The organism is Roseibium hamelinense (assembly GCF_007830545.1).
Classification (GTDB): domain Bacteria; phylum Pseudomonadota; class Alphaproteobacteria; order Rhizobiales; family Stappiaceae; genus Roseibium; species Roseibium hamelinense.
In genome coordinates this window covers 811483-836005 of record NZ_VLLF01000001.1, presented here as the reverse complement: position 1 = coordinate 836005, position 24523 = coordinate 811483, and the positions used below count along the sequence as shown (strand labels likewise).

At 58.9% G+C, this 24523-nt stretch carries 21 protein-coding genes; 11 read left to right on the top strand and 10 right to left on the bottom strand.

The features are described 5' to 3' along the window. Positions 1 to 90: 90 nt before the first annotated feature. From JM93_RS03890 to lptF, 3 genes are read right to left on the bottom strand one after another with little or no spacing between them, the layout of a single operon-like run. On the bottom strand, positions 91 to 2475 hold the full coding sequence (locus tag JM93_RS03890) for an LPS-assembly protein LptD (protein ID WP_145340720.1): 2385 nt from the start codon (positions 2473 to 2475) through the stop codon (positions 91 to 93). Positions 2476 to 2485: 10 nt separating this feature from the next. Beyond that, a complete protein-coding gene (lptG, locus tag JM93_RS03885; protein WP_145340719.1) occupies positions 2486 to 3580 on the bottom strand; it encodes an LPS export ABC transporter permease LptG in 1095 nt (364 codons plus the stop codon). 1 nt (position 3581) lies between these two features. Then, complete coding sequence (gene lptF, locus JM93_RS03880) at positions 3582 to 4769, bottom strand: LPS export ABC transporter permease LptF (protein WP_145340718.1); 1188 nt, start codon at positions 4767 to 4769, stop codon at positions 3582 to 3584. 246 nt (positions 4770 to 5015) lie between these two features. Between lptF and JM93_RS03875 the strand changes: the two genes are divergently transcribed. From JM93_RS03875 to JM93_RS03850, 6 genes are all read left to right on the top strand, one after another. Beyond that, positions 5016 to 6527: a leucyl aminopeptidase gene (locus JM93_RS03875; RefSeq protein WP_145340717.1), complete on the top strand. Its 1512-nt coding sequence runs from the start codon at positions 5016 to 5018 to the stop codon at positions 6525 to 6527. A 457-nt stretch (positions 6528 to 6984) separates the two neighbouring features. Further along, entirely contained in the window at positions 6985 to 7437 is a 453-nt protein-coding gene (locus JM93_RS03870; RefSeq protein ID WP_145340716.1) for a DNA polymerase III subunit chi, read from the top strand. Then, positions 7434 to 8159, top strand: a complete 726-nt coding sequence (locus tag JM93_RS03865) for a methyltransferase domain-containing protein (protein ID WP_208994904.1) — start codon at positions 7434 to 7436, stop codon at positions 8157 to 8159. The genes JM93_RS03870 and JM93_RS03865 overlap by 4 nt, the downstream gene beginning before the upstream one ends. A gap of 16 nt (positions 8160 to 8175) precedes the next feature. Beyond that, the gene (locus tag JM93_RS03860) at positions 8176 to 8574 is read left to right on the top strand and encodes a rhodanese-like domain-containing protein (protein WP_244300747.1); all 399 of its coding nucleotides are present in this window, start codon (positions 8176 to 8178) and stop codon (positions 8572 to 8574) included. 180 nt (positions 8575 to 8754) lie between these two features. After that, positions 8755 to 9102: a hypothetical protein gene (locus JM93_RS03855; RefSeq protein ID WP_145340714.1), complete on the top strand. Its 348-nt coding sequence runs from the start codon at positions 8755 to 8757 to the stop codon at positions 9100 to 9102. A gap of 161 nt (positions 9103 to 9263) precedes the next feature. Further along, complete coding sequence (locus JM93_RS03850; protein WP_145340713.1) at positions 9264 to 10259, top strand: cell division protein ZapB; 996 nt, start codon at positions 9264 to 9266, stop codon at positions 10257 to 10259. Between the two features lie 117 nt (positions 10260 to 10376). On the opposite strand, the gene abc-f is transcribed toward JM93_RS03850, so the two are convergent. The 4 genes from abc-f to JM93_RS03830 form a co-directional block, all read right to left on the bottom strand. Continuing rightward, complete coding sequence (gene abc-f, locus JM93_RS03845) at positions 10377 to 12254, bottom strand: ribosomal protection-like ABC-F family protein (RefSeq protein WP_145340712.1); 1878 nt, start codon at positions 12252 to 12254, stop codon at positions 10377 to 10379. 63 nt (positions 12255 to 12317) lie between these two features. Continuing rightward, on the bottom strand, positions 12318 to 13655 hold the full coding sequence (locus tag JM93_RS03840; RefSeq protein WP_170230497.1) for a DUF2254 domain-containing protein: 1338 nt from the start codon (positions 13653 to 13655) through the stop codon (positions 12318 to 12320). A 51-nt stretch (positions 13656 to 13706) separates the two neighbouring features. Continuing rightward, positions 13707 to 14600, bottom strand: coding sequence for a DUF4344 domain-containing metallopeptidase (locus JM93_RS03835; RefSeq protein ID WP_145340710.1), 894 nt, complete (start codon positions 14598 to 14600; stop codon positions 13707 to 13709). Positions 14601 to 14707: 107 nt separating this feature from the next. After that, entirely contained in the window at positions 14708 to 15277 is a 570-nt protein-coding gene (locus tag JM93_RS03830; protein ID WP_145340709.1) for a DinB family protein, read from the bottom strand. Between the two features lie 270 nt (positions 15278 to 15547). Here JM93_RS03830 and ndk point away from each other — a divergent pair, with 270 nt between their 5' ends. From ndk to JM93_RS03815, 3 genes are all read left to right on the top strand, one after another. Next, positions 15548 to 15970: a nucleoside-diphosphate kinase gene (gene ndk, locus JM93_RS03825; RefSeq protein WP_145340708.1), complete on the top strand. Its 423-nt coding sequence runs from the start codon at positions 15548 to 15550 to the stop codon at positions 15968 to 15970. A 757-nt stretch (positions 15971 to 16727) separates the two neighbouring features. Next, entirely contained in the window at positions 16728 to 17807 is a 1080-nt protein-coding gene (locus JM93_RS03820) for a YHYH protein (RefSeq protein ID WP_145340707.1), read from the top strand. Between the two features lie 136 nt (positions 17808 to 17943). Beyond that, positions 17944 to 20040: a molybdopterin-containing oxidoreductase family protein gene (locus JM93_RS03815; RefSeq protein WP_145340706.1), complete on the top strand. Its 2097-nt coding sequence runs from the start codon at positions 17944 to 17946 to the stop codon at positions 20038 to 20040. Positions 20041 to 20058: 18 nt separating this feature from the next. Here JM93_RS03815 and JM93_RS03810 read toward each other — a convergent pair whose 3' ends face one another. From JM93_RS03810 to purM, 3 genes are all read right to left on the bottom strand, one after another. Next, on the bottom strand, positions 20059 to 20616 hold the full coding sequence (locus JM93_RS03810) for a DUF3291 domain-containing protein (RefSeq protein ID WP_145340705.1): 558 nt from the start codon (positions 20614 to 20616) through the stop codon (positions 20059 to 20061). A gap of 110 nt (positions 20617 to 20726) precedes the next feature. Continuing rightward, positions 20727 to 21380, bottom strand: a complete 654-nt coding sequence (gene purN, locus JM93_RS03805; RefSeq protein ID WP_145340704.1) for a phosphoribosylglycinamide formyltransferase — start codon at positions 21378 to 21380, stop codon at positions 20727 to 20729. Beyond that, positions 21377 to 22465, bottom strand: coding sequence for a phosphoribosylformylglycinamidine cyclo-ligase (purM, locus tag JM93_RS03800; RefSeq protein WP_145340703.1), 1089 nt, complete (start codon positions 22463 to 22465; stop codon positions 21377 to 21379). Before purM ends, purN begins: the two co-directional genes overlap by 4 nt. 204 nt (positions 22466 to 22669) lie before the next feature. On the opposite strand from purM, the gene JM93_RS03795 reads away from it, so the two are divergent. Beyond that, the gene (locus JM93_RS03795; RefSeq protein ID WP_145340702.1) at positions 22670 to 23755 is read left to right on the top strand and encodes an AI-2E family transporter; all 1086 of its coding nucleotides are present in this window, start codon (positions 22670 to 22672) and stop codon (positions 23753 to 23755) included. A gap of 11 nt (positions 23756 to 23766) precedes the next feature. Beyond that, on the top strand, positions 23767 to 24447 hold the full coding sequence (locus tag JM93_RS03790) for an HdaA/DnaA family protein (RefSeq protein ID WP_145340701.1): 681 nt from the start codon (positions 23767 to 23769) through the stop codon (positions 24445 to 24447). Positions 24448 to 24523: the final 76 nt, after the last annotated feature.

Here is a 24523-nt window from a genome sequence, read left to right as displayed (position 1 = left end):
TTCGCACAAAGGTGCCTGAAACTCAAATAACACCTTGGAACCTTGCGCAAGTCACCCGGCATTTTTGAGGCAAACCCGTCTTAAAGCCTCTTAATCAAGGCTTCCAGAAGAAACCTGTGTGTTGCCGATGGTGCGCAAGCCGATCCGCAAGAACAGCGTCCGGTCGACCTCATCGCCGTCATTGCGGCTGCGGTCCTCTGCATAAGACACTGACAGCGAAAACCCTTCGTCGTCGTAGCCTATGCCGAAGCCGTCTTGGACAATATCCGCGTTTTCAATGTCATACCGAACAGAGCCGAAAATCCGCCAGTTCTCCTCAAGCCTGAGGCTGGCGGCTCCAAGGATTTCCTCACGCGGGTCGTCGATGCCGACATCCGGCTGCGCGTTCAAGAAAGCATAAGCCACTGTGGAGACGACCGGACCGTAAGCCGCGGTTGCTTGTGCCTGGAGACGGTTGACCGAAAAGTCGTCATCATCAAAGCGCGCTTGCGCTCCAAGCCGCGCTCCTTGGCGCATGTCGAAATAAAGGCTGCTCACATAGTCGGACGCGTCGGAGGCCAGGCCCGAATCAAGTGTTGCGCCGAGGATGTCCGGTTTGGCATAGGAGTTTTCGCCGCCGATTTGGTAAGAGCGGCCAAACAGGGCGCTGAGATAGTAGCCCTCATCAAGTTGCAGCTTGTAATTGAAGCCGACATTCAGGCGCGAGCCACCCTCGGCCCGGTCAAAGCCTGAGAACTTGTCGTAGTCGAACAGGGTCGTGCTATCAAAAACGATGCTTTGGGCATCGTCGTTTGGCAATTCGCCGATCCGCTGTTCATCCGGGCGCACGATGACTTGCGCAACAGGCTCGAGGATCTGATTGCCGCCGGCAAAGGTCGCGACAAACGGATACCGGTATTCAAGCCCGGCTGCCGGCATGGCCCGGCCTACGAAAGATTCGCCCGCCAGTGCGCTCACATCTTCGTCCGCAGATGCAATGAAAAACAGGTCACCTCGCATGTAGGCGAACGGTGTGAACGTTTGGCCTAGCGGATCAATAAAGGTGCGGCGCCAGTCACCTTTCATGGATACCCGCGAAAACGTGCCGTCAACACCGCGGAACCTGTCCGTGCCATTGATATTGAAGGCATCGGTCTCCGCGCGGGTGAGGGAGGTGAAGTTGCCTGTGAAGGACAGCTCTCCGCCGGCAACTGGATCATCAAATACGTAATTGTAGTCGACGACCGGAGCCACAAAGGGTTGTTTGTCCTGTAGATCACTCCCGACCGGCGAAAACCCTGGGGCATCGAACTGCCCGTCTGTGGTGTAGTCTTCTTGCGAAATCGAAAACGCGTAGCCCCGGATCGCAAGGCTGTTCCGCAGCGTATTGCCTTCCAGATAGATTTCCGAGGTCTCGTTGTTGTCGCTGAAGCTCACGAAGGAATAGTCTTTCAGGAAGACACGGTCGCTCTTGTAGGTCGCGTCCCACCCCAAGGTCCAGTTCTCAGCGATATCGAACGAGCCGGTGGTCTTCACAGCACCGCGCCAGCGCTGGTCACCGCTCGTGCCTGCGAATTTGCTCGGTTGCGCTTGAAACAGTCCTGCTGCCGCGAGTGTATATTGCCCGCTCGACAAACGCTGGCGGAAGGCCGCGTCACCGACCACACCTTGTTCGGAGAGCGGTGTCAGCGTTGTTGTGAGATCGTAATATGGGCTCAGGGCCCAGTAATACGGGATCGATGCGCCAAAACCCAGGTTTGTCGATGCAACGCCGGACGGGATTAAAAAGCCGGATTTGCGCTTAACCGTCGGGTCCGGCATCGAAAAATACGGCACATAGGCTATCGGCGTCCCGAAAAACTCTAGTGACGCATCTTCGTAGTAGATCGTCTTTTCCTGCTGATCGTGAACGATCGTTGCAGCCTTGATGCGCCACAACGGGGGCTTGTCCGGCGGCGTGGTCGGCTTGGTGTAAACCGTATAGAGGCCGTTTTTGAACGTTGTGACGTTGCCGTCCTGCCGGGTCGCTTCCTCGGCGATGAACCGCGTGCGCTGCGGCGTGTCGAGACGAAGCGCCTGGGCAAACCCGTTTTTCAGGTCTTCCGACAGGGTCAGTGTGCTGGTCCTGACGACATTCCCGCCCGGCTCGATCAGGATGACGTTGCCTTGTGCGGTCAACTGATCCTGACGGCGGTTGAAGACAATCTGCTCCGCCTGAACGGTGATGCCGTCATAAAACACCTGGACGTCACCGACGGCGGTGATGATGTCGCGGTCGAAATCGTAAATGATCCGGCTGGATTCCAAAAGCAGATCGGCGTTGGGGTCAACCTGGCCTGCAAGCGCGTTCTGCAGGCTGTTGTCCTGAGCCTGAACCGGCGACGCCAGCACCAGACAAAATGACGCCGCTGCCACGACGGCATACCCGATCCTGCGCTTGGAATTGTCCGCGCGCGTCAAGGCAGTCGTTGAGAGAAGATTACGTGAACCAGTCATACCCAGCCGGTCACCCGTCTTCCTGATGAAGCAGGATCGTCAATCCCATAAGTACTCCAAATACACCTGGTGCCCACGCAGCGACCATCGGCGGCACGATTCCCGCACCTCCGAAGTCCTCAGCCAGCTCCGAAAGAACGTAAAGCACGAACCCGGCCAGGATGCCACCCAGAATCATGCCGCCCAACCCGCCAAACCGGGACACTTTGAGGGAAACCGCAGCAGCGATGAGGATCATCGCGGCCAAAAGCAGTGGACGGGCAAGAAGCGTTTGATATTGCAAAGCATATCGGTAGGCGGGCAAACCGGCATTTTGGGCGAGTTCGATAAAGGACGGCAGCTTCCAGAACGAAATCGATTCCGGTGAACCGATGCTTTCTCGAACCTCGGTTGCGGTTAAAAACGTACTGATCGAATATTTTCCATAGATCTGTGGATCACGTTCTGTGGTGTATACAATCGCGTCGTAGAGGTCCCACACGTTGTTGCCGAGCATCGCGTCTTTTGCCTCGATCCGCTCGCGGAATGTTCCGGACTTGTCGAATGTGAAAATGGTCACGCCCTTCAACCGCGCGCCGCCATCGAGTAATTGCTGGGCCTTGAGGACCGACTCGCCATCCAGACCGTCCTGCCGGACCCAGACATCGCTGGTGGATTGCAAGAGAAAGCTCTGGTCGCTCCCGAAAAGGCCGGTTGCCACGTCATCGGATTTTTGTTGCAGCCAAACAGCTGCCGGATTGTAGGCCGTTACGGACAGGATGCCGATCCCGACACCGACTGCAAGCGCGGGCAGACAAAATTGCCAAACCGAGATTCCCGATGCCCGGGTCACCACCAGCTCCAATGCGCGGCTCAAGCTCACGAAGGCGGCAATTGCCCCAAACAGTACGGTGAAGGGGATCACCTGTTCCATCAGGAGCGGGACACGCAAGGCGGAGATCAGGCTGACCCTAAGGACGGAAAAGCCTTCACGGTCGCCGCCGCGCCGGATCAGCTCCAAGACGTCGAACAAAAAAATCAGCACGGTCGCCAGCAAAAAAAGCCCGAGAATGGCTTTTAAAAAGCGCGCGGAAAAATACACGGCAAGCGTACGGCCCAGGATCATGTCACGATGCTCCGCGCGAGGAGTGGCCGTTCAGCCGGTCGAGGACACGAGTGGTCAGGTTTTCGGCTGCTTCGGTGACCCGCATAAGGATCTGGGAGGATGAAGCTGGCGCATCGCGCAAGATGAAGAACGTAGCGAGCGCCATCCCTGTGATCGGCACAACATACAACAAGACAAGCAGGCTGGTGTTTTCTCCGGTGATAGCCGTGACCGCGAAGCCCGCCGTGCGAAGCGCCACACAGCTTGAGATCGCGCCGAGAACAGCAAGGCCGCGGCTTTGACGGGTGGTGCGCGCCTTGCCCAGAAACGCGAATACGGTCAATGCAAACGCGACACAATAGAGCGGCTGTGAAAACCGCTCGTGAAGTTCGGCCGCAAGTTTATCCGGATGTTGCAATGCATACGCGTCATTGCTTTCCGGTGCCATCAGGTTCGCAGTCGAGCGTTCGCTTGCCTTGTAAACCGGCTCGGAGGCTTCAGGGATCAGATTCGACAGATCAAAAGCGTAGGATTGAAAGCGGACGATTGAAATGTCGCCCTTGGTTTTTGGGCGGCGCTGTATCGTGCCGTTTTGCATGAGAAGAAGGGTCTTGCCGGTCACCTCTTCGATCCGGCCGCGTTCGGCCTGATAGGTGAATGCGGTTTCCGGATCGCGCGTGTCATGCAGCAACAATCCGTCGAGTTCACCCTTTCCGGACCGGTTGCGGATGTGGAAGGTCAAACCGTTTTCAACGGTAATAAACCGGCCTGGCTTGACGACGTTGGCGACAAGATCGGCCCGCACGCGCGTGATTTCCTCGCGCAGTTCCGCAAGACCCATAGGGGAGAAATAAAGCGACATGCTTGCCGCCAATGCCATAACGCCGGTGGCGAATATCAGGATCGGTTTCAAGACAAGGAAGCGGGAGCCGCCGGTCGCATCAATAACAATCAGCTCGCTGTCACCGGACAGGGCGTTCAACACCAGCACCAGCGCAATCATCAACGCAAAGGGAGCCACGATGGCGATCAGGAACGGCATGGCAAGCATGGTGATCGCGATGAAATCGACAATCGTCTGCCCCTTCGACGTCACCAGATCCAGCTGGCGCAGCGCCTGGGTGGCCCACACCACGCCCGTCAGTGCTGCAATTGTCATCGCAAACACGTAAGCCGATCGCCTGATAATGTAGCGTTCAAGGGTCTTCATAAACACCTGATTGCCAAAGAGGGCGTGGGTCCCAATCGTTAAAACTCATGAAAGCCAATAGCATGGATTTTAGTGAACGGGACACCAACAAGCTTGGTTAATTAATTCTAAACAGTGAAAAGCTTGCCCGCAAAGCCGTAAAGCGCCATGTTCTAGGCACCTTGCCCCGGCTGTTTTTTGCAGTGTGTGGCATTCCTGCCAGCCCGTTTTGGGCCGAATTGATAAAACAAAGACAAGGGATCTCCCATGACACACCTTTCCAAACTTTCGTTTGGCAAGCTCGCCGCTCCGAAATCGGGCACGGCCGTTTTGTTCGCAGGCGAGGGGGGGACGCTCGGCCCGCTCAGCGCAGAACTGGCGGGTTCGATCACTGGCGGTATTGAGCGCGCGGCGAAGGTTGGTGGCTTTACGGGAAAGAACGGCAGCACATTGGAGTTGATCGCGCCCGCCGGGATCGATCTGGACCGTGTCATTCTGGTCGGCCTCGGCAAGACCGAGGATCTTGACGGAACCGCGTGGACGAAACTCGGCGGGTCGGTGTATTCCGCATTGGCCACGGCCAAAGCCGAAAGCGCCGCAGTCCTGTTCGAAGTTGCAGATGCGCCTGCTGATCTAGCCTCAGATGCAGCGGCCTTCGCCATGGGGGCAAAACTCGCTGCCTACACCTTCGATACCTACAAGACCAAAAAGAGTGAGGATGATGGTGGCAAGGACAAGGATAAGTCCTTGAAACTCACAATTGCTGTCGACGACGCGAAGGCGGCCAAGAAAGCTTGGGAAGGTGCCCAGGCCGTTGCGGACGGTGTCTGTCTGGCCCGCGACCTTGTGAACGAGCCGGCAAACGTCCTGGGGCCGGAAGAGTTTGCCGCCAAAGCCGGCGAACTCGCCGAACTCGGCGTGGACATCGAGACGCTCGGCGAAAAGGAAATGAAAAAGCTGAAGATGGAGTCGCTGCTCGGGGTTGCCCTAGGGTCGGTGCGTCCGCCGCGGCTTGTGATCATGCGCTGGAATGGCGGCAAGAAGGGTGACAAGCCTGTCGCATTTGTCGGCAAGGGCGTGACCTTCGACACAGGTGGCATCTCCATCAAGCCGGCCGGCGGCATGGAAGAAATGAAGGGCGATATGGGCGGCGCCGCGACCGTCACAGGTCTGATGCATGCGCTTGCCGCGCGCAAAGCAAAGGTCAATGCCATCGGTGTGATTGGCCTTGTCGAGAATATGCCGGATGGCAAGGCACAGCGTCCGGGCGATATCGTAAAGGCCATGTCGGGCACGACGATCGAAATCTTAAACACGGATGCCGAAGGGCGTCTCGTTCTCGCCGACGCCCTTTGGTATACCCAAGACCGTTTCAAGCCGGCAGTTATGATCGATCTGGCAACACTGACAGGGGCTGTGATTATCGCGCTTGGAAACCAGAATGCGGGCATGTTCACCAACAGCGACGAGCTGGCCGACCAGCTGACAGCTGCCGGGAAAGCTTCGGATGAGCCCGTCTGGCGGCTGCCGCTCTCTAAAGAGTATGACAAGCTGATCGACACGCCCAATGCTGACGTGAAGAACACCGGCGGGCGCACGGCTGGATCAATCACCGCGGCTCAGTTCCTGCAGCGCTTCGTGAACGATGTCACCTGGGCGCATCTCGACATTGCCGGTACAGCATTCGGAGCTGCGAAGACCGAGGTCAGCAAGGGCTGGGCTTCGGGTTACGGTGTCAGGCTGCTCAATCAGTTTGTTGCGGACAATTACGAAAACTGATCGGAAAAACGAAAAACCCGCCGGACAGTCCAGCGGGTTTTTCTGACCTTAAGACCAAAGCCTTCTCAGCAGGTCTTATATGTTTGGCAAGCCGTCGCAGGTTCGACGACAAATCCCATTCCAACAGTGGCACCAGCCATTGCAAACACAAGCGCAAGAAACACAACAACGCGCGCGATCATAAAGTCCCCGCTTTAACAAGGTAGGCCACGCATCAACGCGGTTCCACCCGTTCCGCCCAGAGGGAGAAATTGACTCCCCGGATCCAAAACTTAGTCATTCGACATTTGCGAAGCGTTAATGATACGACAGTTGCAACGTGTCTATGACGGTTTTGGTGTCTGGGCAAAGGTCTTTCGGAGTGTGGCAACCCTGCATCATGTTCCGTAACGGAGCTTTGTTGCAGGATCGCAGCCCATCGAGGGCAAGTTATTGAAACAAAGAGGAAAACTGTCCGTTGGCTGTTGAGGTCGTGTTTTACCATTTGCTCCACAAGCCGCTCGAGGCAGCGTTGCCACAATTGCTTGCAAAGTGCTTGGAGCGCGACTGGAAGGTGGTCGTGCAAACCGGCAGTGCCGAACGGTGCGCTGCGCTCGATTCTCATTTGTGGACTTATGTCGATGACAGTTTCCTGCCGCATGGAACGGCCGCTGACGGCTATGCAGAGCACCAGCCGATTTACCTGACGTTTGAGCAGGACAATCCGAACGCAGCAGATGTGCGTTTCATGGTCGACCGGGCGGACCCTCCGCCACTTGGGGGCTACAAGCGGGCGATCTTTATGTTCGACGGCCGCGACGAGGAGGCGGTTGCCGAGGCCCGCATGCGCTGGAAGGCCGCCAAAGGCGAGGGGTTTGAATTGGCTTATTGGCAGCAAACCGAAGCAGGCGGGTGGGAGAAAAAGGCGTGAGCGATAAAGTCGCACCCGATAAAAGCGTGCACTTCGATCCAGGTTTTATGGCCCGTCGTGATGCGGCGCGCGAACGCATTGACGTTTTGACTGGCGCGCATGCTGGAAATGCCGCCGACCGGTTGGCGTGGTTCAACGCTGTTTACAGGGAGGCAAATGGCGATCCCGCTGCCGTGCCCTGGGCGGACCTCAAACCGAAAGCCGCGCTGGTGGAGTGGCTGCAGCGCCATCCGGGCCACGGCAAACGCGCGATTGATATCGGTTGCGGTCTTGGTGACAACGCAGAGGCTCTGGCCTTGGCCGGCTACGAAACCACAGCGTTCGATCTGTCGCCGGACGCGATTTCATGGGCGAAGCAGCGTTTTTCGGACACATCGGTCAATTATGTCGCCAACGACCTGTTTGCTGTACCGCATGCATGGAAAAACGCCTTTGATCTCGTCCATGAGTGTTACACCATTCAGGCGCTGGACGGTGACTTGCGGCGGCAGTCTTTAGCCGCACTTGCAGGCCTTGTTGCACCCGGTGGAACGCTTTTGGTTATCAGCAGATGCCGGGAGGAAGGCGGTGAGCCAAAGGGCCCGCCGTGGCCATTGGCTCCCTCGGAGTGGCGGGCGTTCGAAACCCATGGTTTGAAGATCGCCGGGGAACACTTCTACTCGGTTCAGCGGCCGGATCGCACGATCCAGCATGTCCTGGCCGAATTCACACGGCCTGCATGACACATGGAGAAATCTCGTGGTTAAGAAACTGAAAGTCTCATCCAAAGACCTCGTGGCCGCCGCAAGAGCACGGATTGAGGAGGTTGAAACGTCCGAGGCGATCAGCCTCGTGGGCGATCCGGATGTTGTTTTTGTAGATCTTCGCGATGTGCGCGAGCGCCAGCGTTCCGGCTTTATCCCAGGAAGTTTTCATTGTCCGCGCGGCATGGCGGAGTTTTGGGTCGATCCCGAAAGCCCGTATTTCAAGGATATTTTCGGAGAGCAAAAACGCTTCATTTTCCATTGTGCGTCCGGCTGGCGGTCTGCACTGACGGTTGCGGCCTTGAATGACATGGGCTTTGACGCAGCGCATTTGACAGAAGGTTTTTCAACCTGGGAAGAGCAGGGCGGGCCCGTAGAGCAATCGGATGGATGAGCCGAAATTATTTCGCCGGTTATTGCCAACCGCGCCCCGGAAAAGTGTCGGGCCGGGAAAAATCCGTAATTTTGACAATATCTAGGAGCTCCTGCTGACTGTGCCGGAACGATCCGGTTGCAACGATTCAGAATCAGGGAGCGTGCCGGGAGACGCAAAGTGTCCGGTGCGGCGAAATTCATGTTGAAGGTTCGCAAACTTATTGCGTTTTCAGCGGTTGCCCTCGCGTTTCAAATCGCCGGGGCGCACGCTTTTGAGATTACTTCCGACCAAACCCGTGAAGCGGACGGGGGCGCGTTTGTTTACGACGGGCATGTCGAAATTGTGCTGGAGCCGGATGAAGATTTCGAGATTAGTGCAGACGCAATCGTTGAGGACGGTGAGAACGCACACTACTCGGGAGAGGTTGTGATCGATCTTGAGGGCGCTCATGTGCAGGCGGATGCGGCGTCGCTGATACCCTTGGCAAACGGCGGCTATAAAATCACATCACAAAAGGTCACGCTCGAAACGGGCGAAGACTCATAAGCGCTGAGACATACCGGGCCCGCACGCAGTCCGGGCCGGGTTTCCGGTGTTCGCAATTCTTTGAGGCAGTCACACTCTGGCAAGGCTTTGACGCGTAACTTGAAGATCGCGCATTGCGGGAAACCAGCCCTGTTCCCGTCCTTCTATGAAAGGATCCTTCCATGGCCTCCGATGACAGCGGATCGAGCACCGATAATCTCTATGCTAAGCCCCATGTCTATTTTCTGGTTCCTTACAACGTTGACGTTGGCGCGGAAGACGACGAGTTGGGAGCCATGCTCCGCCTCGGGGAATATAGTGACATCGAAGAGACCGCTCGGGTCGATGGTTACATCAGTGAATACTACCCGAATCAGCACATCCAGGACGCAGCCGCCGCGGGAAAGACTTCAACCGAGATAGCGGCAGGCGAGAAGGACCTTGCCAAGGGGATCTTGCTGGCATGCGATGGCCGTGTCCTTCTGAAATCGCGCGGCAAAATGTATGTCGAAACGGCAGATTATCATCAAAGAACCAACGGCGCTCATAAGGTTTCCGTATCTCAGGACATCACGTTGGCTTCTGACAGTGGCGTCGTGGTCATTCAAAGTGGAACAGACAAAGACGTCACAATCCGTGCGGGAACGACGGAAGATGATGAAAGCGCCGCTACTGGGACCATTAATGAATATGCGAAGACAAAGAACGTAAACATCTTGGGCCACGACTTCGAGAAGAAGGGCTCGTCCAACACCATCACCGAAGGATACACGCAAGCCATCTTCCTTGGAATGAAGTGGGCGTTTAACGCTGACCTGGTGGCAAATGCGAATTTTGCAGGCACCTTCGATTTGAAGGTTGGCCTGGATGTCAAAATAACAGCCGCCGCAAGCCTTGAGTTCAACCCGGTCAAGGTAAATATCCGTGACCTTATCGTTCAGCTCAGCGGCGGTGTCACGAAGACGCAGGCCGCGAAGAACGAAATTACGGCAATGAAAAATGACATTACGTCTCTCAAGGCCGCAAACACCGCTTTGACGTCGGAAAACACCGCGTTGAAAGCAGAGACGGAAGCGCTCAAGACAAGCTCACGCGAATTGGAAGCAAACCAACGCGGCATACAAACGACGCTTGGAAACCTTCAGGCCGATGTGAAGGAATTGATCTTTTACGCCTGACCGGCTACGCGGAGCCATCGAAGCATTGCCCAAGAAAGACACTGCCGAAAAGAACCGAGATTGCGGTGCCGGGGGATCAGCGGGAAACCGGCTGCCGATACGATCGGGTGTTTCCCTTCACCCCGCCTCTTCAAACTCCGCTGACAGTTCGAGCCATTCTTCTTCCGTTTTGATCAGCTTCTTTTCGCAATAAGCGCGTTCCTTGGCGAATTTTGCCGCGCGCTCCGGCTCGTTCTGGAAGAAACTCGGGTCTGACAAGGCTTCGTCAAGCTTTTCGATCTTCTCCTGAAGCCGCTTCATCTCCTTCTCCGAAGCGTCGATTTTCTGTTTCAAAGGCTTGAGCTGTGTCCGTTTCTGGGCCGCTTCCTTGCGCTTTTCCTGCGACGGGCGCGCATCCGGAACGGCGTCTGTCTTTGCCGGCCTGCGGGCATCCGGCCCTTTAAGAATCAGCCGCCGATAGTCCTCCATGTCGCCGTCATAGGCTTCGACCTTGCCGTCCGCGACCAGCCACAGCGTATCGGCACAGGCCTCCACAAGATGCCGGTCGTGGCTGATGAGGACGACTGCGCCTTCAAACTCGTTCAGAGCCTGAACCAGCGCCTCCCGGCTGTCGATGTCCAGGTGGTTGGTCGGCTCGTCGAGGATCAGCAGATGAGGTCCGTCAAAGGTGGCAAGGCCGAGCAAAAGCCGGGCTTTTTCACCGCCGGACAGATCTTTGGCGGGGGTGTTCATCCGGTCGGTCGGCAGCCCGAACCGGGCTACGCGGGCACGGACTTTTGCTTCCGGTGCGTCCGGCATGAGGCTGCGCACATGATCGACCGGATTTTCAGCGGGTCGCAATTCGTCCAGCTGGTGCTGCGCAAAAAATGCAATCTTCAGCTTGGATGCCTTTGTGATCTCGCCGTCCAGGGCACCAAGGCGGTCGGAAATCAGCTTGGCAAAGGTTGACTTGCCGTTGCCGTTCGCCCCCAAAAGCGCAATCCGGTCATCGGTGTCGATGTTGAGCGTCAGGTTGCGCAGGATCGGCTTGCCGTCGTAGCCGGTCGCAACCCGCTCCAGTTTGATGATCGGCGGGGACAATCGCCCTTCCGGGTTCGGGAAGTGGATCGGCCGGCCGCTTTCCTCGGTCAGGGCGGCAATCGGCTCCATCTTTTCGAGCATTTTCAGACGGGCCTGGGCCTGACGGGCCTTGCTGGCCTTGTAACGGAACCTGTCGACGAATTTCTGCATATGCGCCCGTTGGGCGTCCTGCTTTTCCTTCGCTTTTTGCTGCAGGACCATAGCCTCGCGGCGCTGGCGGTCAAAGCTGTCATAGCCGCCGGAATAGTAGGTCAGCTTGCCTTGATCCAGATGCACGATACTGTCGACCGCCTTGTTGAGCAGGTCCCGGTCGTGGGAAATCAGAAGCACCTGATGCGGATAGCGCGCTACGTAATTCTCGAGCCAGAGCGTTCCTTCCAGATCAAGATAGTTGGTCGGTTCGTCGAGCAGCAGCAAATCGGGCTCGGAAAACAGCACTGCGGCTAGAGCAACCCGCATGCGCCAACCACCTGAAAAGGCGGAGCAGGGGCGTTGTTGCGCCTCCGCATCGAACCCGAGGCCGGAGAGGATCGCGCCCGCGCGCGCCTCCGCGGTATGGGCATCGATATCAACCAGCCGCGTGTGGATATCGGCAATCCGCGTCGGATCGGTTTCGGTTTCCGCTTCGGCAAGCAGACGTGCGCGCTCGGTGTCGGCGGCCAAAACAGTGTCGAGCAGGCTGTCTTCGGTTCCCGGTGCTTCCTGGGCCACTTGCCCGATACGGGCATTCTTTGGGATCTGTGCTGTGCCGGTTTCGGAGGAAATCTCGCCGGTGATCAGCTTAAACAGGGTGGATTTGCCGGCGCCATTGCGCCCGACAAGGCCTGCCTTTGATTTTGCCGGCAGCGTGACGCTGGCCTTGTCGATCAGAAGGCGGCCGCCAATGCGGTATGTAAGGTCGGAAATCTGCAACATGGCCGGATCAATGGCGCAGGCGCCAAAGAAGCGCAAGAGCAAACCCTGCGCCGGTGGTCAAGCTCAACTGTTGTGTTGCCCGTCCGCTTCGGCACCGCCTGCTTCGGAATATGCCGGGCCGAAAGCGGCTTTCAGATCCTCAAGATCCGTGGGCAGCGGCTCGGTCGCTCGGTAGGCGCGCAAAATATCCTCCGCATGGCCCGTCAGCATGTCTTTCGACCGGCTATTGCCGGCGACTGCGTGAAGACGGCGGATCATGCCTGCAAGGGACAGCAAAAACAAATGGTTGTCCGCCGCGCATTGGCGCAGGGGCTGGATCGATTTTTTCAACAGATCCTCGAGGGTCAGGCCTGGTATCCGCAAACGCGGCTTTTCCGTCTCGTCGAAATGGATGTTCTCCTGAAGCCCCGCACGGACAGGGGCTTGCAACGCTTCGGCAAGACGATTGGTGCAGCTGATGGCCGTGTAGGTGTCGTTGACCCCCGGCGACAGTGCGCGCAAGGCAATTTCCAAAAGCAGGTTCAATGAAAAGATAATGTCCTTCGCGTCCTCGCGTCCGGCGGTAAGACTGACAGCGTCTTCGACAATTTCTGAAAGCTTTTCAGTCTCAACGAGTGCTCCGTCCCCCTCGTTTGCCGCGTAGTTGAACAGCGGTTCTCCTTTGGCAACGAAGTCTCCGGGAGCCGAGCAAAAATCGATTGCAAGGTCATTCTTCGCTGCAAACGCCACAAGTGAGTCAGCCGCGACCACGGACAAAAATCCCGACCTTGGGGCGTTGAACACATGCTCGCAGCGGTCAGGCATGGGCGCATGGGCGTGCTCTTTTTCTTCGTCGACCCTGATCACAACCTGCATTTTGGCATTGAGGGTCCTGCTGATTGCTGCAATTTCCTCGTCGATCATCACGCTCAGCGAGACTGAATGGACAAAGAAAATCAATTGCAACACGGACAAAACGGCGAGCACAAACGCGATGGATCCTGACAGGGCCGGCAGATCGTCGGGCCGTATAGCCGCAAGTACGGTCAGGGCATAAAGAAACGTACCGCCGAGAAGGCCAGCTGTTGCCTGGTTGGTGCGGTCGTTGGAGAACCGTTTTAGAAGCCGCGGGGCGATGGTGCCCGCTGCCAAAGTGAACACCACCAGAACAATTGAATAAACAAGGCTGAGGGTCGTGATGGCCGCCGCTGCAATCGTGCTCAGGACGGCCACGGTGGTGTCATAATTCAGATCTGCGCCGAATACCGGCAGAACGTGAACGCTCTGGCCCAAAAGATCGTCAATCGCGAGCGTTGGAACGGCGAGGGCCCAGATCGCCAGAGCCATGGCGCCGGGAACAGTTATCAGTCCGCGCGCGGTGAGCAGAGGCCGCAATTTGTCCTTGATGTGAGACCAGTTCAAAATGGCAGAAACTCCCATGCGGTGCCTATGCCCGCCAAAAAGAGCGGTGCCTTAGTTTCGAAGTGTCAGCAGATCCAGATAGATATCCGCAAAGCCGGTCATCAACTCATAGCATAGTGTCATTTCCCGCTGGGACGGATCCCAAAAAGCGTTTTCCTCGCCGCAGACTTCGGCCTTGAACGTGACCTGTTCTGGAAGCTTGTAAAGGTCATCGAGCTCTTCTGCGACGATTTCCATGAGCTCGCTTTCTTTCAGGAACAGCGCCATGGAGGCTTGCCCAGGGCCGGGCGGCCCATGCCGGACCCGGATCCGGTTGCCGCGCTCTCCGTCCTCGCGCAAATAGGGGGCTGTGACGATCTCCCACGAATCTGCGCTTTGCTCGTAATCGAAGCCACAGGTTTCGAGCCGCTCTTCCGGCAGCTCCAGATCCCGCGCAAGGTCCGCAAAGGCGGCCTCGTCGGCGCCCACCATCAGGCACAGCATCTGATAGCCGCGCTGCTGGTCCAGATCATGCTCGGAATAAAAAACCAGATCCTCGTAGTTTTCGGAGGCAATTAAAAACCAGCCGATCATGGCATGAGACAACAGCAGGTCCATGTCTTCGGTGTCGGCGCCCAGCATGGTGACCGTTGCCAGATTGTCGACGGCGTCTTCTTCCTGACCCAGGACCGGAAGCTCCAGCTCGGAAATCAGCATGTGCCCGGCTTCGTGATACAGCGTGAAAAGCGTGTTCCCGGCCACGAAATCGAGAAGTTCCTGCAAATCTTCATGCTTGAGGCGCTCCAGCTCGGCATCCAGGCCTTGCAGCTCTTGGGAAACATGAAGCGCAACAGGAGGGGCGATGTTTTCGGCCACGAACGCACGGCTGGAGGCGGGCGCGCTGGCCTGCAGCACCGGAAGTGCCAGCAGGGCGAGCAACAAGAAGCGGAACGTGCTATTGCCCATCACTGCCAGATACTCCCTCACACAGCTTTACAGCTTTCTGGCTGGTCCCAAGGCGGCCACGATACCGCCGAAGCCGAAGACTATAAAGAGGGAGAGTCTCCAGACCTTTAACAGGCAAAAATCCGGGTAGCTATCGGCAGCTTGTGCACGTTGGATCCCATGGAGGGCTCGATGCTGGCCAGGCCGCTTAGCCGCTGAAAAATCATCATGTCGAGATCTGCGCAGGCCACATCCAACAGCGACAGGGCAACCTGCGCCTGCGCCCGGTAGTGGGTCTGTTGCTGAAACAGATAAAACAAAGCGAGGGCTGCGGGCATGCTGACATCGCCGCAGTCCGTATTGTTGAAATGACGAAGCGGGCGCACGAGCTGAGCTTCTGTGACGTCGTGCGCATAGGCAACCAGGCGGTCATCGGCGGTCATCCGGTGATAGCGGTATTCGGAAAACTCCCGGATCGGATGTCTGGCATTGATCAGCGACGGCGCGTTTTCGTCGACCAGCCGGGCCAGCCAGGATTGATCGATTTGGAGCCCGCGTGACAGGACCTCGCACAACGAGCCGGTCTCGCCGGAAATGAACTTTCCAAAGCCGCTCTGACTGACTTTTGTGCAATCATCCAGAAGGCGCCGGTTGGCCCAGGCGTTGTAGTCGCACATCATGCGGATGATGGATTTCATCGATCGGCTCCCTCAGAGGAAAGCCTTTCATGAAAAGATGAGTCAAATCGTAATCCAATCGCATAAATTTCGTTAATTCCCGCGATTTTTGACAAGGAAGCCGCCTGTTGCCCGGTTTGTTGGGCCGAGACCCTTGCAGGGGCAAGGCTGCGAAGTTATAGAAGCCGCGATTTTCGAACACACTGCCATCCCGGCATGTTTCCCCAGGCCACAGCGCGGCGGCACTCCGCATGTGAGGTGGCCCTGTCAACCTTAGAAAGACTGAGCTCCATGGCGATTGAACGCACCTTTTCGATGATCAAGCCGGACGCCACCAAGCGCAACCTGACCGGCGCCATCACCAAGAAATTCGAAGACGCCGGCCTGCGCGTCGTTGCCTCCAAGCGCGTGTGGATGTCCCTGCGCGAAGCAGAAGCCTTTTACGCCGTCCACAAAGAGCGTCCGTTCTTCGGCGAACTGACCGAGTTCATGTCTTCCGGCCCGACCGTCGTTCAGGTTCTTGAAGGCGAAGACGCCATCGCCAAGAACCGTGAAGTGATGGGCGCCACCAACCCGGCCGACGCTGCCGAAGGCACCATCCGCAAGGAATTCGCCCTGTCCATCGGCGAAAACTCCGTTCACGGCTCCGATGCTCCGGAAACGGCTGCAGAAGAAATCGCCTTCTGGTTCTCCGGCACCGAACTGGTCGGCTAATTTTTCCAAGCTGATCGGGTTTGAAAGGGCTGGCCGCCAACCGCGGCCGGCCCTTTTTGCGTTCGGAACACCTCGCCGCCCCCCCTGCGCCGCCCCGCGCCTGATCCGGGGCCACCGCTGCTCTTTCGGTCGTCATCCCCGCCCCGCGAAGCGGACATGTGCGGGGATCCAATTCAGCTTGCGGCAAACGCTAGGCGGCGATTTGGGCAGTGACGGGGATCAGGAACCGCACACCGTGTCACCCGTCCTAAAGGCCAATGGATCCCCGCACGGCGGCGGGGATGACCAGCTTCGGTAGCTGCAGACGCCCCCTCGCTTCCCTTGCAACATATCCCGTCGTCATTGCCCGGCCCGACCGGGCAATCCAAGCCGTGGCCGGGCCGCAGACAGCTTAGTGCCGAATGGAAACGGAACGGAATGGGTTCCCCGGGTCGAGCCCGAGGACGACGGAGCAAGCGCAGAAGCCGTGCCATATCTCCCGCCGTCATTGCCCGGCCTGACCGGGCAATCCAAGCCGTGGCCGGGCCGCAGGCAGCTTAGTGCCGGATGGAAACGGATCGGAATGGGTCCTCGGGTCAAGCCCGAGGACGACGGAGCAAGCGGAGAAGAGCTGCCCCGGGCTTGATCCGGGGCCACTCATGTCCTGACCGCGCCCGTTACATTTGGCGACACCTTGGTACAGGTTCGCGCTTGGTTTTGAGGTGCTGCGGACGCACATTGGTCCTGTCCGACCCAACAGCTCAGGAGGCAGCCGATCATGCGCAAGAGCCTTGCCATTTATTGTATCCTTGCATCCGGCCCTGCCGTTGCCCACGGCACCCATGGACCGATTGCCGGAGAGCAGCCTGTAGAGCCCGAAAGCGCGCTTGAACAGCTGATGGAAATCGCGGTGCCCGAAGCGGAGGCGGCAGCGTCCTTCACCGTTGACGGGGCCTACCGCTACATCAGGGCCGACGGATATCCCTACAAGGCGCCCGGAACGTTTCCGAACAGGGGCAATCCGCATGCGATCCAGAAGAAGAACTACACTTTGAAAGTCCCCGCCAATCCGCGCAAGGCCAACGGCGCGACGAGCGCGAACGGCAAGGTGTTCGGCATTGCGCTCAACGGCGTGGTCATGGAGCCTGGAACCGCCGAGTTCTGGCAGAACAACCGCCGATCCGGGTGGAACTATGAGGCCATGGGCGGGGCCTGCAATCTGGGTCTGGACAAGTACAACGCCCATGTCCAGCCGGACGGCACCTACCACTATCACGGCATTCCCACCGGGCTGATGGCCTCCGAAGGCGGAACCCGGACCCCGGCCCTTCTCGGATATGCTGCCGACGGGTTTCCGATCTATGGACCCTACGGATATAGCAATCCGGAAGGCGCGTCGGGATTGAAGAAACTCACCAACAGCTACCGCCTGAAAAACGGCGCCCGCCCCAGCGGCTCCAGCGGGCCCGGCGGGACCTACAACGGCAAGTTCACCCAGGACTGGGCCTATGTGGCCGGCGCCGGAGATCTGGATCAGTGCAATGGCCGGTTTGCCGTAACCCCGGAATACCCGCAGGGCACCTATCACTATGTGCTGACCGACAGTTTCCCCTTCATTCCAAGGTGCTGGACGGGATCTCCCGACCGCTCCTTCGCCGCGCTGAAGCGCCGGGCGGACACGGGGGCAGATGGCACTGCAACAGACCATGCCAGCGGACAGGAGTTCGGGCAGGCAGACGTCATCAAGGTCCAGCACCGGCCGCAGCCGGGTGTGTTCGGGTCCGGTCACCGCCCGCCGCCACCGGGCCGGGGCCAGGGGCGGCAGCGCAGCGGAGGCGGTCCCTGCAGCGGAAACTGACAGGTCCCGGGACCTGATTAAGCCTGAACCGGCCTCAACAGAATTGTCCCCGCAACACTTGCGCGGCTTGACAGCTGCGCCATTGCCCCCGACTTTGCCGCGCCTGATCCCTTTGACAAGAGCCCGCGCCCGCAAGATGACACAACATCAACCCAAGTCCGCCTTTTCCGCCTGTCCGCACGATTGCCCTTCGACCTGCGCGCTGGATGTCGAGGTGCTTGCGGATGGCCGGATCGGGCGGGTGCGCGGGGCGCGCGGCAATGCCTATACGGCCGGAGTGATCTGCGCCAAGGTTGCCCGCTATGCGGAACGGCTCTACCACCCAGACCGGCTGCTCAAGCCCCTGCGCCGGACCGGCAACAAGGGAGAGGGCCGGTTCGAGGAAATCTCCTGGGACGCCGCTCTGGACCTGATTGCAGGGAAGTTTCTCGCCGCAGAAGCGGAATTCGGAGCCGAGAGCGTCTGGCCCTACCACTACGCCGGGACCATGGGCCTTGTGCAGCGCGACAGCATCCACCGGTTCCGCCATGCCAAGGGCTACTCCCTGCAATTCGACAGCTTTTGCACCAACATGGCCTGGACCGGCTATGTGGCCGGAACGGGCAAGCTTGCCGGGCCCGACCCGCGCGAAATGGCCGTCTCCGATCAGATCGTGATCTGGGGCACCAATCCTGTGGCGACGCAGGTCAACGTGATGACCCACGCGATCGCCGCCCGCAAGAAGCGCGGCGCGAGGATCATCGTTGTTGATGTCTACGAGACCGAGACGATGAAACAGGCCGATCTCGGCCTGATCATCAAGCCGGGTACCGATGCCGCGCTCGCCTGCGCGATCATGCATGTGCTGTTCCGCAACGGCCTGGCCGACCGGGACTATCTCGACCAGTACACAGACTGCCCGCGCGAGCTGGAAGCGCATCTGACACCACGGACACCTGATTGGGCGGCCTCGATCACCGGCCTTGCCGCGGCGCAGATCGAAGAAGCGGCAAGACTGATCGGCGCGGTCAAGCGGACGTATTTCCGCCTTGGCTATGGCTTCACCCGCTCGCGCAACGGCGCTGTCGCCATGCACGCGGCCAGCTCCATCGGGGCGGTGCTCGGCTGCTGGACGCAGGAAGGCGGCGGCGTGTTCCACAACAACGGCGCGATCTACGAGCTCGACAAGTCGATGATCGAGGCGCCGGAGCTGAAAGACCTGAAGACGCGCGCGCTCGATCAGAGCCTGATCGGCCGCATCCTGACCGGGGACGAGACGGCGCTTCTGGGCGGTCCTCCGGTGAAGGCAATGCTGATCCAGAACACCAACCCGGCCTCGGTTGCGCCGGAGCAGGAGCTGGTCAAACAAGGCTTTGCGCGCGAGGACCTGTTCACCGTCGTCCACGAACAGTTCATGACCGAAACAGCAGAACTGGCCGATATCGTTCTGCCCGCGACCCAGTTTCTGGAGCATGACGACATTTATAAGGGCGGCGGCCACCAGTATCTGCTGCTGGGGCCAAAGGCGACGCAGGCCCCGGATGGTCCGCGCGAAAACCTTGATCTGCTCAACGATCTGGCCAGGCGTGTCGGCGCAAAGGATCATCCGGGCTTTTCGATGAGCGCGCGCGAGCACATCGACTGGATGCTCAAGGCCTCCGGCTACGGCACCCTGCAAGAGCTGGAAGCCAACAAGTGGATCGATCTGCAACCGGACTTCGAGACCGCGCATTACCTGAAAGGCTTCGGCCATGCCGACGGCAAGTTCCACTTCCGGCCCGACTGGGGCCGCTCAAACGCGCCGAACAAACCGGCGGGCGAGCCGATGGGACCGTGGAACGCCATGCCGGAGCTGCCCGATCATTGGGAGGTGATCGAGCAGGCGGACGATCAGCATCCGTTCCGTCTGGTGACGGCCCCGGCACGGTCTTTCCTCAACTCCTCGTTCAACGAGACCGACAGCTCACGCAAGAAGGAAGGCCGTCCGGAAGTCTGGCTGCGGCCGGAGGATGCCGACCGTTTCGGCATCAAAGACGGCGCCCGGGTGAAAATGGGCAACCGGCGCGGCATCGTCATCCTGCATGCCCGGCATCTGGAGACGGTCGCCCCCGGCACGGTCATCTCGGAAGGCATCTGGCCGAACGCGGCCTTTGAGGACGGGCGCGGCATCAACACCCTGACCGGCGCCGACCCGGTCGCCCCCTATGGCGGCGCCGCCTATCACGACACGGCGGTGTGGATCCGCGCGAGTTGAGCCTGGAAAGTGCGGTTCTCAAACCGGCCGCAGGGTCTTTGCATTTGTTTGCGCCAAGGTTTTTACCCTGGCGATGTCCGGTTTATAGGCGCGGCCGTCGGCATCAAACGGCGATTTGAACGAGAAGGCTTCGGGCTGCGGCCCTTTTTCCATCAGGCTCTCAAAACGGCGAACCGCCTCCGCCCAGTCGGGTGTGTGACCGTCAGGTGCCCACCAAAGAACATATTCCGGAATGTGGTCTGCGCGGATGTGCCAGTCCCTCCCGTGGCGCAAAACGCTGCCGTGCGGTCCGTGATAGACTGCCGCCATGAGCGCTTCGATCGATGACCACAGCGAAAGAGTTGATGGCGCCCAGCCATCGCCGTTGGTGTTTTCCCAGCACGCGGGGAACACTTGTGTGCCCCAGCTCGCCGGGCCGTCCTCACCTTCGTATCCCGAACGGGCAAGAAAACCGGAAGCCTTCTCAAGTGTTTGAAACACCTGAGGCTCGGCGTCCCGGAATCCCTTGATCGTGTCCGACTGATAGGGCGCGACAAATTGGTTGAACGTATAGGCGGCTAGCCTGAAGTCCGGCATTCAAAACTCCCCAGCAAAACATCGGTGCAGGTGCAAGGAGGGCTCTTGGGTAAAATGCTGAAGACATACAACCGGTTGATTTTCTCGCCGGATGTTCCGTTAAGGTCGCCTCACGCGGGCCAGACAAGTTGTCCGGTGTCGTTTTCGCTGCCGCCTGATTTGACCCGGCCGCCGGTGATCTTGGCTTTGCCGGAGGCAACCAGCTCCAGAGCTTTCGGGTAGATAGCGTGTTCTACGCCGAGGACCCGTGCGCCGAGCGTTTCTGCGGTGTCGGTATCAAGAACCGGAACGGCACCTTGAATGATAATCGGGCCGTCATCCATTTCCGCGGAGACGAAATGCACGGTCGCGCCGTGCAGTTTGACGCCTTCCTCAAGAGCGCGTTCATGGGTAGCAAGGCCCTTGAAGGCAGGCAGAAGGGCAGGGTGGATGTTGATCAGGCGGCCTGACCAGGCATTTACGAAAAACGGTGTCAGCAGCCGCATGAACCCGGCAAGAGCAACCAGTTCGATGTTGTTGTCGAGCAGCTCTGCGTGCAACGCCTTTTCAAAACCCTCGCGGTCGCCGGCAAACGCCTTGTGATCGATCACAGCCGTTTTGATGCCGAACTCGGCCACGCGCTCCAGCCCCTTTGCACCTGGAACATTGGACACGACCAGTGCGATTTCAGCTGGGTAATCCTTGTTCAAGGCGGCAGAAATCAGCGCGCCCATATTCGATCCGCGCCCGGAAATCAGGATCGCTGTTTTCTTGCGCGTGCTCATGCGCCCAAATCCAGCGTGCCGTCAAACAGCACCGGCGCTTCACCCGCGGCCTCGATCCGGCCGAGATCTACCACCTCTTCGCCGACCTGTCGCAATGCGGCGGAGACGGCATCGGCCTGCTCCTTGTCGACGACGACCACCATGCCGATGCCACAGTTGAACGTGCGCAGCATTTCCGATTGCGCGACGCCGCCGGTCTTTGCCAGCCACTTGAAAACGTCCGGTACGGTGATCCGGCCAAGGTCTATCCGGGCACAGGTGCTCTTTGGCAGAACCCGCGGCAGGTTTTCCGGCAAACCTCCGCCCGTAATATGGGCAAGCGCCTTGATGCCGGATGTGGTCTTCAGTGCCGTAAGCACCGGCCTCACATAGATCTTCGTTGGCTCCATCAGGCTCTCGCCGAGTGTCCGGCCGGTTTCGAATGGCGCGTCGGAGGACCATTCGAGGCCGGACAGTTCGACGATCTTGCGCACCATCGAATAGCCGTTGGAATGAACGCCTGACGAGGTGAGGCCCAGAAGCATGTCGCCTTCGTCAACATCCGGGCGCGGCAGCAAATTGCCGCGTTCGGCGGCACCGACCGAAAAACCCGCCAGATCATAGTCGCCCGCCGCATACATGCCTGGCATTTCAGCGGTCTCACCGCCAATCAGCGCGGCCCCGGCCTCGCGGCAGCCTGCGGCAATGCCGGCGACCACATCTGCAGCGGTCTCCACGTCGAGCGCACCGGTCGCGAAATAATCCAGAAAGAACAGCGGCTCTGCGCCCTGCACGATCAGATCGTTGACGCACATGGCCACCAGATCGATGCCGACCGTTTTGTGCTGGCCGGTTTCGATGGCGATTTTAAGCTTGGTGCCAACACCGTCATTGGCTGCAACGAGGATCGGATCGGTAAACCCGGCCCCCTTGAGGTCGAATAGACCGCCGAAGCCGCCGATTTCGCTGTCCGCGCCAGGCCGCAAGGTGGCTTTGACCAAGGGGGCGATCTTCTTGACCAGGGCATTGCCCGCATCGATATCGACCCCTGCATCGGCATAGGTCAGGCCGTTTTGGCCGGTTTCTGTCGAGGGGTCCTCACTCATGCGGTGCTCCGGAAGGTCTTGGATGCTCAAAAAATCTTTGTGCCGCGCATACCCTTAGAACCGTGACAAAACAAGACCGCAGGGGCAATGGCTTTTGTTTCACGCGCCTTGACCCCAGCTTTGCAGCTCTTGACCATACACGTGTTAAGTTCCTAAGTGCGGAGCAGTTTTGCGCCCAAAGCGTTCGTTATCCAGGAGACCTTCATGACCTTGCGCCGGCAAGTGCAATTCTGGCTGCTGTCTCTGGCAGCCTTTATCGCCTTCATGTGGGTGTTTTCCGATGTCATGCTGCCGTTTGTGGCGGGCATGGCGGTCGCTTATCTGCTGGATCCGGTATGCGACCGGCTTGAAGCCGTTGGCATGAGCCGGGTCTGGGCGACCCTTGTGATCCTGTTTACATTCGTTTTCCTGCTGATCCTGTTTTTTGTTTTGATTGTCCCGGTTCTCGGCAATCAGTTGGCGGGTTTTCTGGACAAGTTTCCGGATCTGGTGGCCCAGCTGCAGGAGCTGCTCAGCCGGGACCTGATTGACCGGATAGCAGCCGCGGCCGGCATGAGCGTTGAGGATATCCAGTCATCTTTTACCGATCTGCTTGGCCAGGGCGCTTCATGGATCGGCAAACTGGCGCAATCCTTGTGGAGCGGCGGGCAAGCGCTTTTATCGATCCTGTCGCTGTTTGTAATCACGCCTGTGGTAGCGTTCTACCTGCTATTGGATTGGGACCGCATGGTTGCCCGGATCGACAGCTGGCTGCCGCGTGATCATTTGACCGAATTACGCGGGCTCGCTCAGGAAATGGATCAGGCGGTTGCCGGTTTCGTGCGGGGGCAGGTATCTGTCTGTTTGATCCTGGGCACGTTTTATGCGGTCGGCCTTGGTCTCGTCGGGCTTAATTTCGGACTGCTGATCGGCATGGGGGCAGGATTGGTCAGTTTTATTCCCTTCGTCGGGGCAGGGCTCGGCTTCCTCGTCTCGCTGGGGGTTGCGCTAGTGCAGTTCTGGCCGGATTGGATCATGATCCTGGCGGTTGCGGCGGTCTTTGGCGTCGGGCAGTTTCTGGAGGGCAATATCCTGCAGCCGAAACTGGTGGGGGACAGCACAGGTCTCCATCCCGTCACGCTGATGTTTGCGCTGTTTGCCTTTGGATATCTCTTTGGATTTGTGGGGATGTTGATTGCCGTTCCCGCAGCGGCGATGATTGGCGTGCTTGCGCGTTTTGCCTTGAGGCAGTACCTAGCGAGCCCATTGTACACAGGGTCCCGTCCACCGGAGGCGGCCCCCGAAGAGTAGGCGCTTGGAAAATGGCGGAACCTCCGCGCCAGTTGCCCCTTGTGCTGCCGCATGAAGCAGCGCTCGGGCGAGACGATTATCTGGTTGGACAATCCAACCAGGCTGCGTTTGAACTGCTTGAACGCTGGCCCGATTGGCCGTCGCCAGTCATCATTCTGGCCGGGCCGGTCGGCTCCGGCAAAACCCATCTCGTCGAAGCGTTTCAGGGCGATGCGGGCGCAGCGGTGCTGAAAGCAACCGAACTTGCCAGCCACTCCGCGCCGGAGCTTTTGGTGAGCCCGGCTGTCGTGCTGGAGGATGCCCATGAGGGTGTTGATGAGACCGCCCTGTTTCATCTGCTGAATGCCGCGCGCCAGGCCGGAAAGCCGGTGCTGATCACCAGCAGGACCTGGCCAGCTGCGTGGAACATCAAACTACCGGATCTCATGTCGCGTTTGCGGGCGGCAACGCCGGTTGAAATTCAAGAGCCTGACGACGGCCTCCTGCGCCAGGTCCTAATCAAGCTGTTTGCCGACCGTCAGATTTCAGTGGATCTGGGTGTTGTCGACTATCTGGTCAATCGGATGGAGCGGTCTCTGGGCGCGGCAATCGTAGCCGTGGATGCGATCGACAAGGAGGCCCTGGCAGGGCGCGCCAAGATCACCAAGCCGCTTGTCGGCCGCGTTCTGGAAGCCATGCAGCGAGCGCCTTGAAAAAATTGCCTGTAAAGGGCGTGGCACCGCCTAGGCGTCCACCGGTCTGATATGCTACCGCAGGTGCGGGTCCGGC

Bases quoted from the DNA above. Each gene is read 5' to 3' on its own strand.
- JM93_RS03890 (WP_145340720.1), bottom strand. From the start codon at position 2,475: ATGACTGGTTCACGTAATCTTCTCTCAACGACTGCCTTGACGCGCGCG.
- lptG (WP_145340719.1), bottom strand. From the start codon at position 3,580: ATGATCCTGGGCCGTACGCTTGCCGTGTATTTTTCCGCGCGCTTTTTA.
- lptF (WP_145340718.1), bottom strand. From the start codon at position 4,769: ATGAAGACCCTTGAACGCTACATTATCAGGCGATCGGCTTACGTGTTT.
- JM93_RS03875 (WP_145340717.1), top strand. From the start codon at position 5,016: ATGACACACCTTTCCAAACTTTCGTTTGGCAAGCTCGCCGCTCCGAAA.
- JM93_RS03855 (WP_145340714.1), top strand. From the start codon at position 8,755: ATGTTGAAGGTTCGCAAACTTATTGCGTTTTCAGCGGTTGCCCTCGCG.
- JM93_RS03850 (WP_145340713.1), top strand. From the start codon at position 9,264: ATGGCCTCCGATGACAGCGGATCGAGCACCGATAATCTCTATGCTAAG.
- abc-f (WP_145340712.1), bottom strand. From the start codon at position 12,254: ATGTTGCAGATTTCCGACCTTACATACCGCATTGGCGGCCGCCTTCTG.
- JM93_RS03835 (WP_145340710.1), bottom strand. From the start codon at position 14,600: ATGGGCAATAGCACGTTCCGCTTCTTGTTGCTCGCCCTGCTGGCACTT.
- JM93_RS03830 (WP_145340709.1), bottom strand. From the start codon at position 15,277: ATGAAATCCATCATCCGCATGATGTGCGACTACAACGCCTGGGCCAAC.
- ndk (WP_145340708.1), top strand. From the start codon at position 15,548: ATGGCGATTGAACGCACCTTTTCGATGATCAAGCCGGACGCCACCAAG.
- JM93_RS03820 (WP_145340707.1), top strand. From the start codon at position 16,728: ATGCGCAAGAGCCTTGCCATTTATTGTATCCTTGCATCCGGCCCTGCC.
- JM93_RS03815 (WP_145340706.1), top strand. From the start codon at position 17,944: ATGACACAACATCAACCCAAGTCCGCCTTTTCCGCCTGTCCGCACGAT.
- JM93_RS03810 (WP_145340705.1), bottom strand. From the start codon at position 20,616: ATGCCGGACTTCAGGCTAGCCGCCTATACGTTCAACCAATTTGTCGCG.
- purN (WP_145340704.1), bottom strand. From the start codon at position 21,380: ATGAGCACGCGCAAGAAAACAGCGATCCTGATTTCCGGGCGCGGATCG.
- purM (WP_145340703.1), bottom strand. From the start codon at position 22,465: ATGAGTGAGGACCCCTCGACAGAAACCGGCCAAAACGGCCTGACCTAT.
- JM93_RS03795 (WP_145340702.1), top strand. From the start codon at position 22,670: ATGACCTTGCGCCGGCAAGTGCAATTCTGGCTGCTGTCTCTGGCAGCC.
- JM93_RS03790 (WP_145340701.1), top strand. From the start codon at position 23,767: ATGGCGGAACCTCCGCGCCAGTTGCCCCTTGTGCTGCCGCATGAAGCA.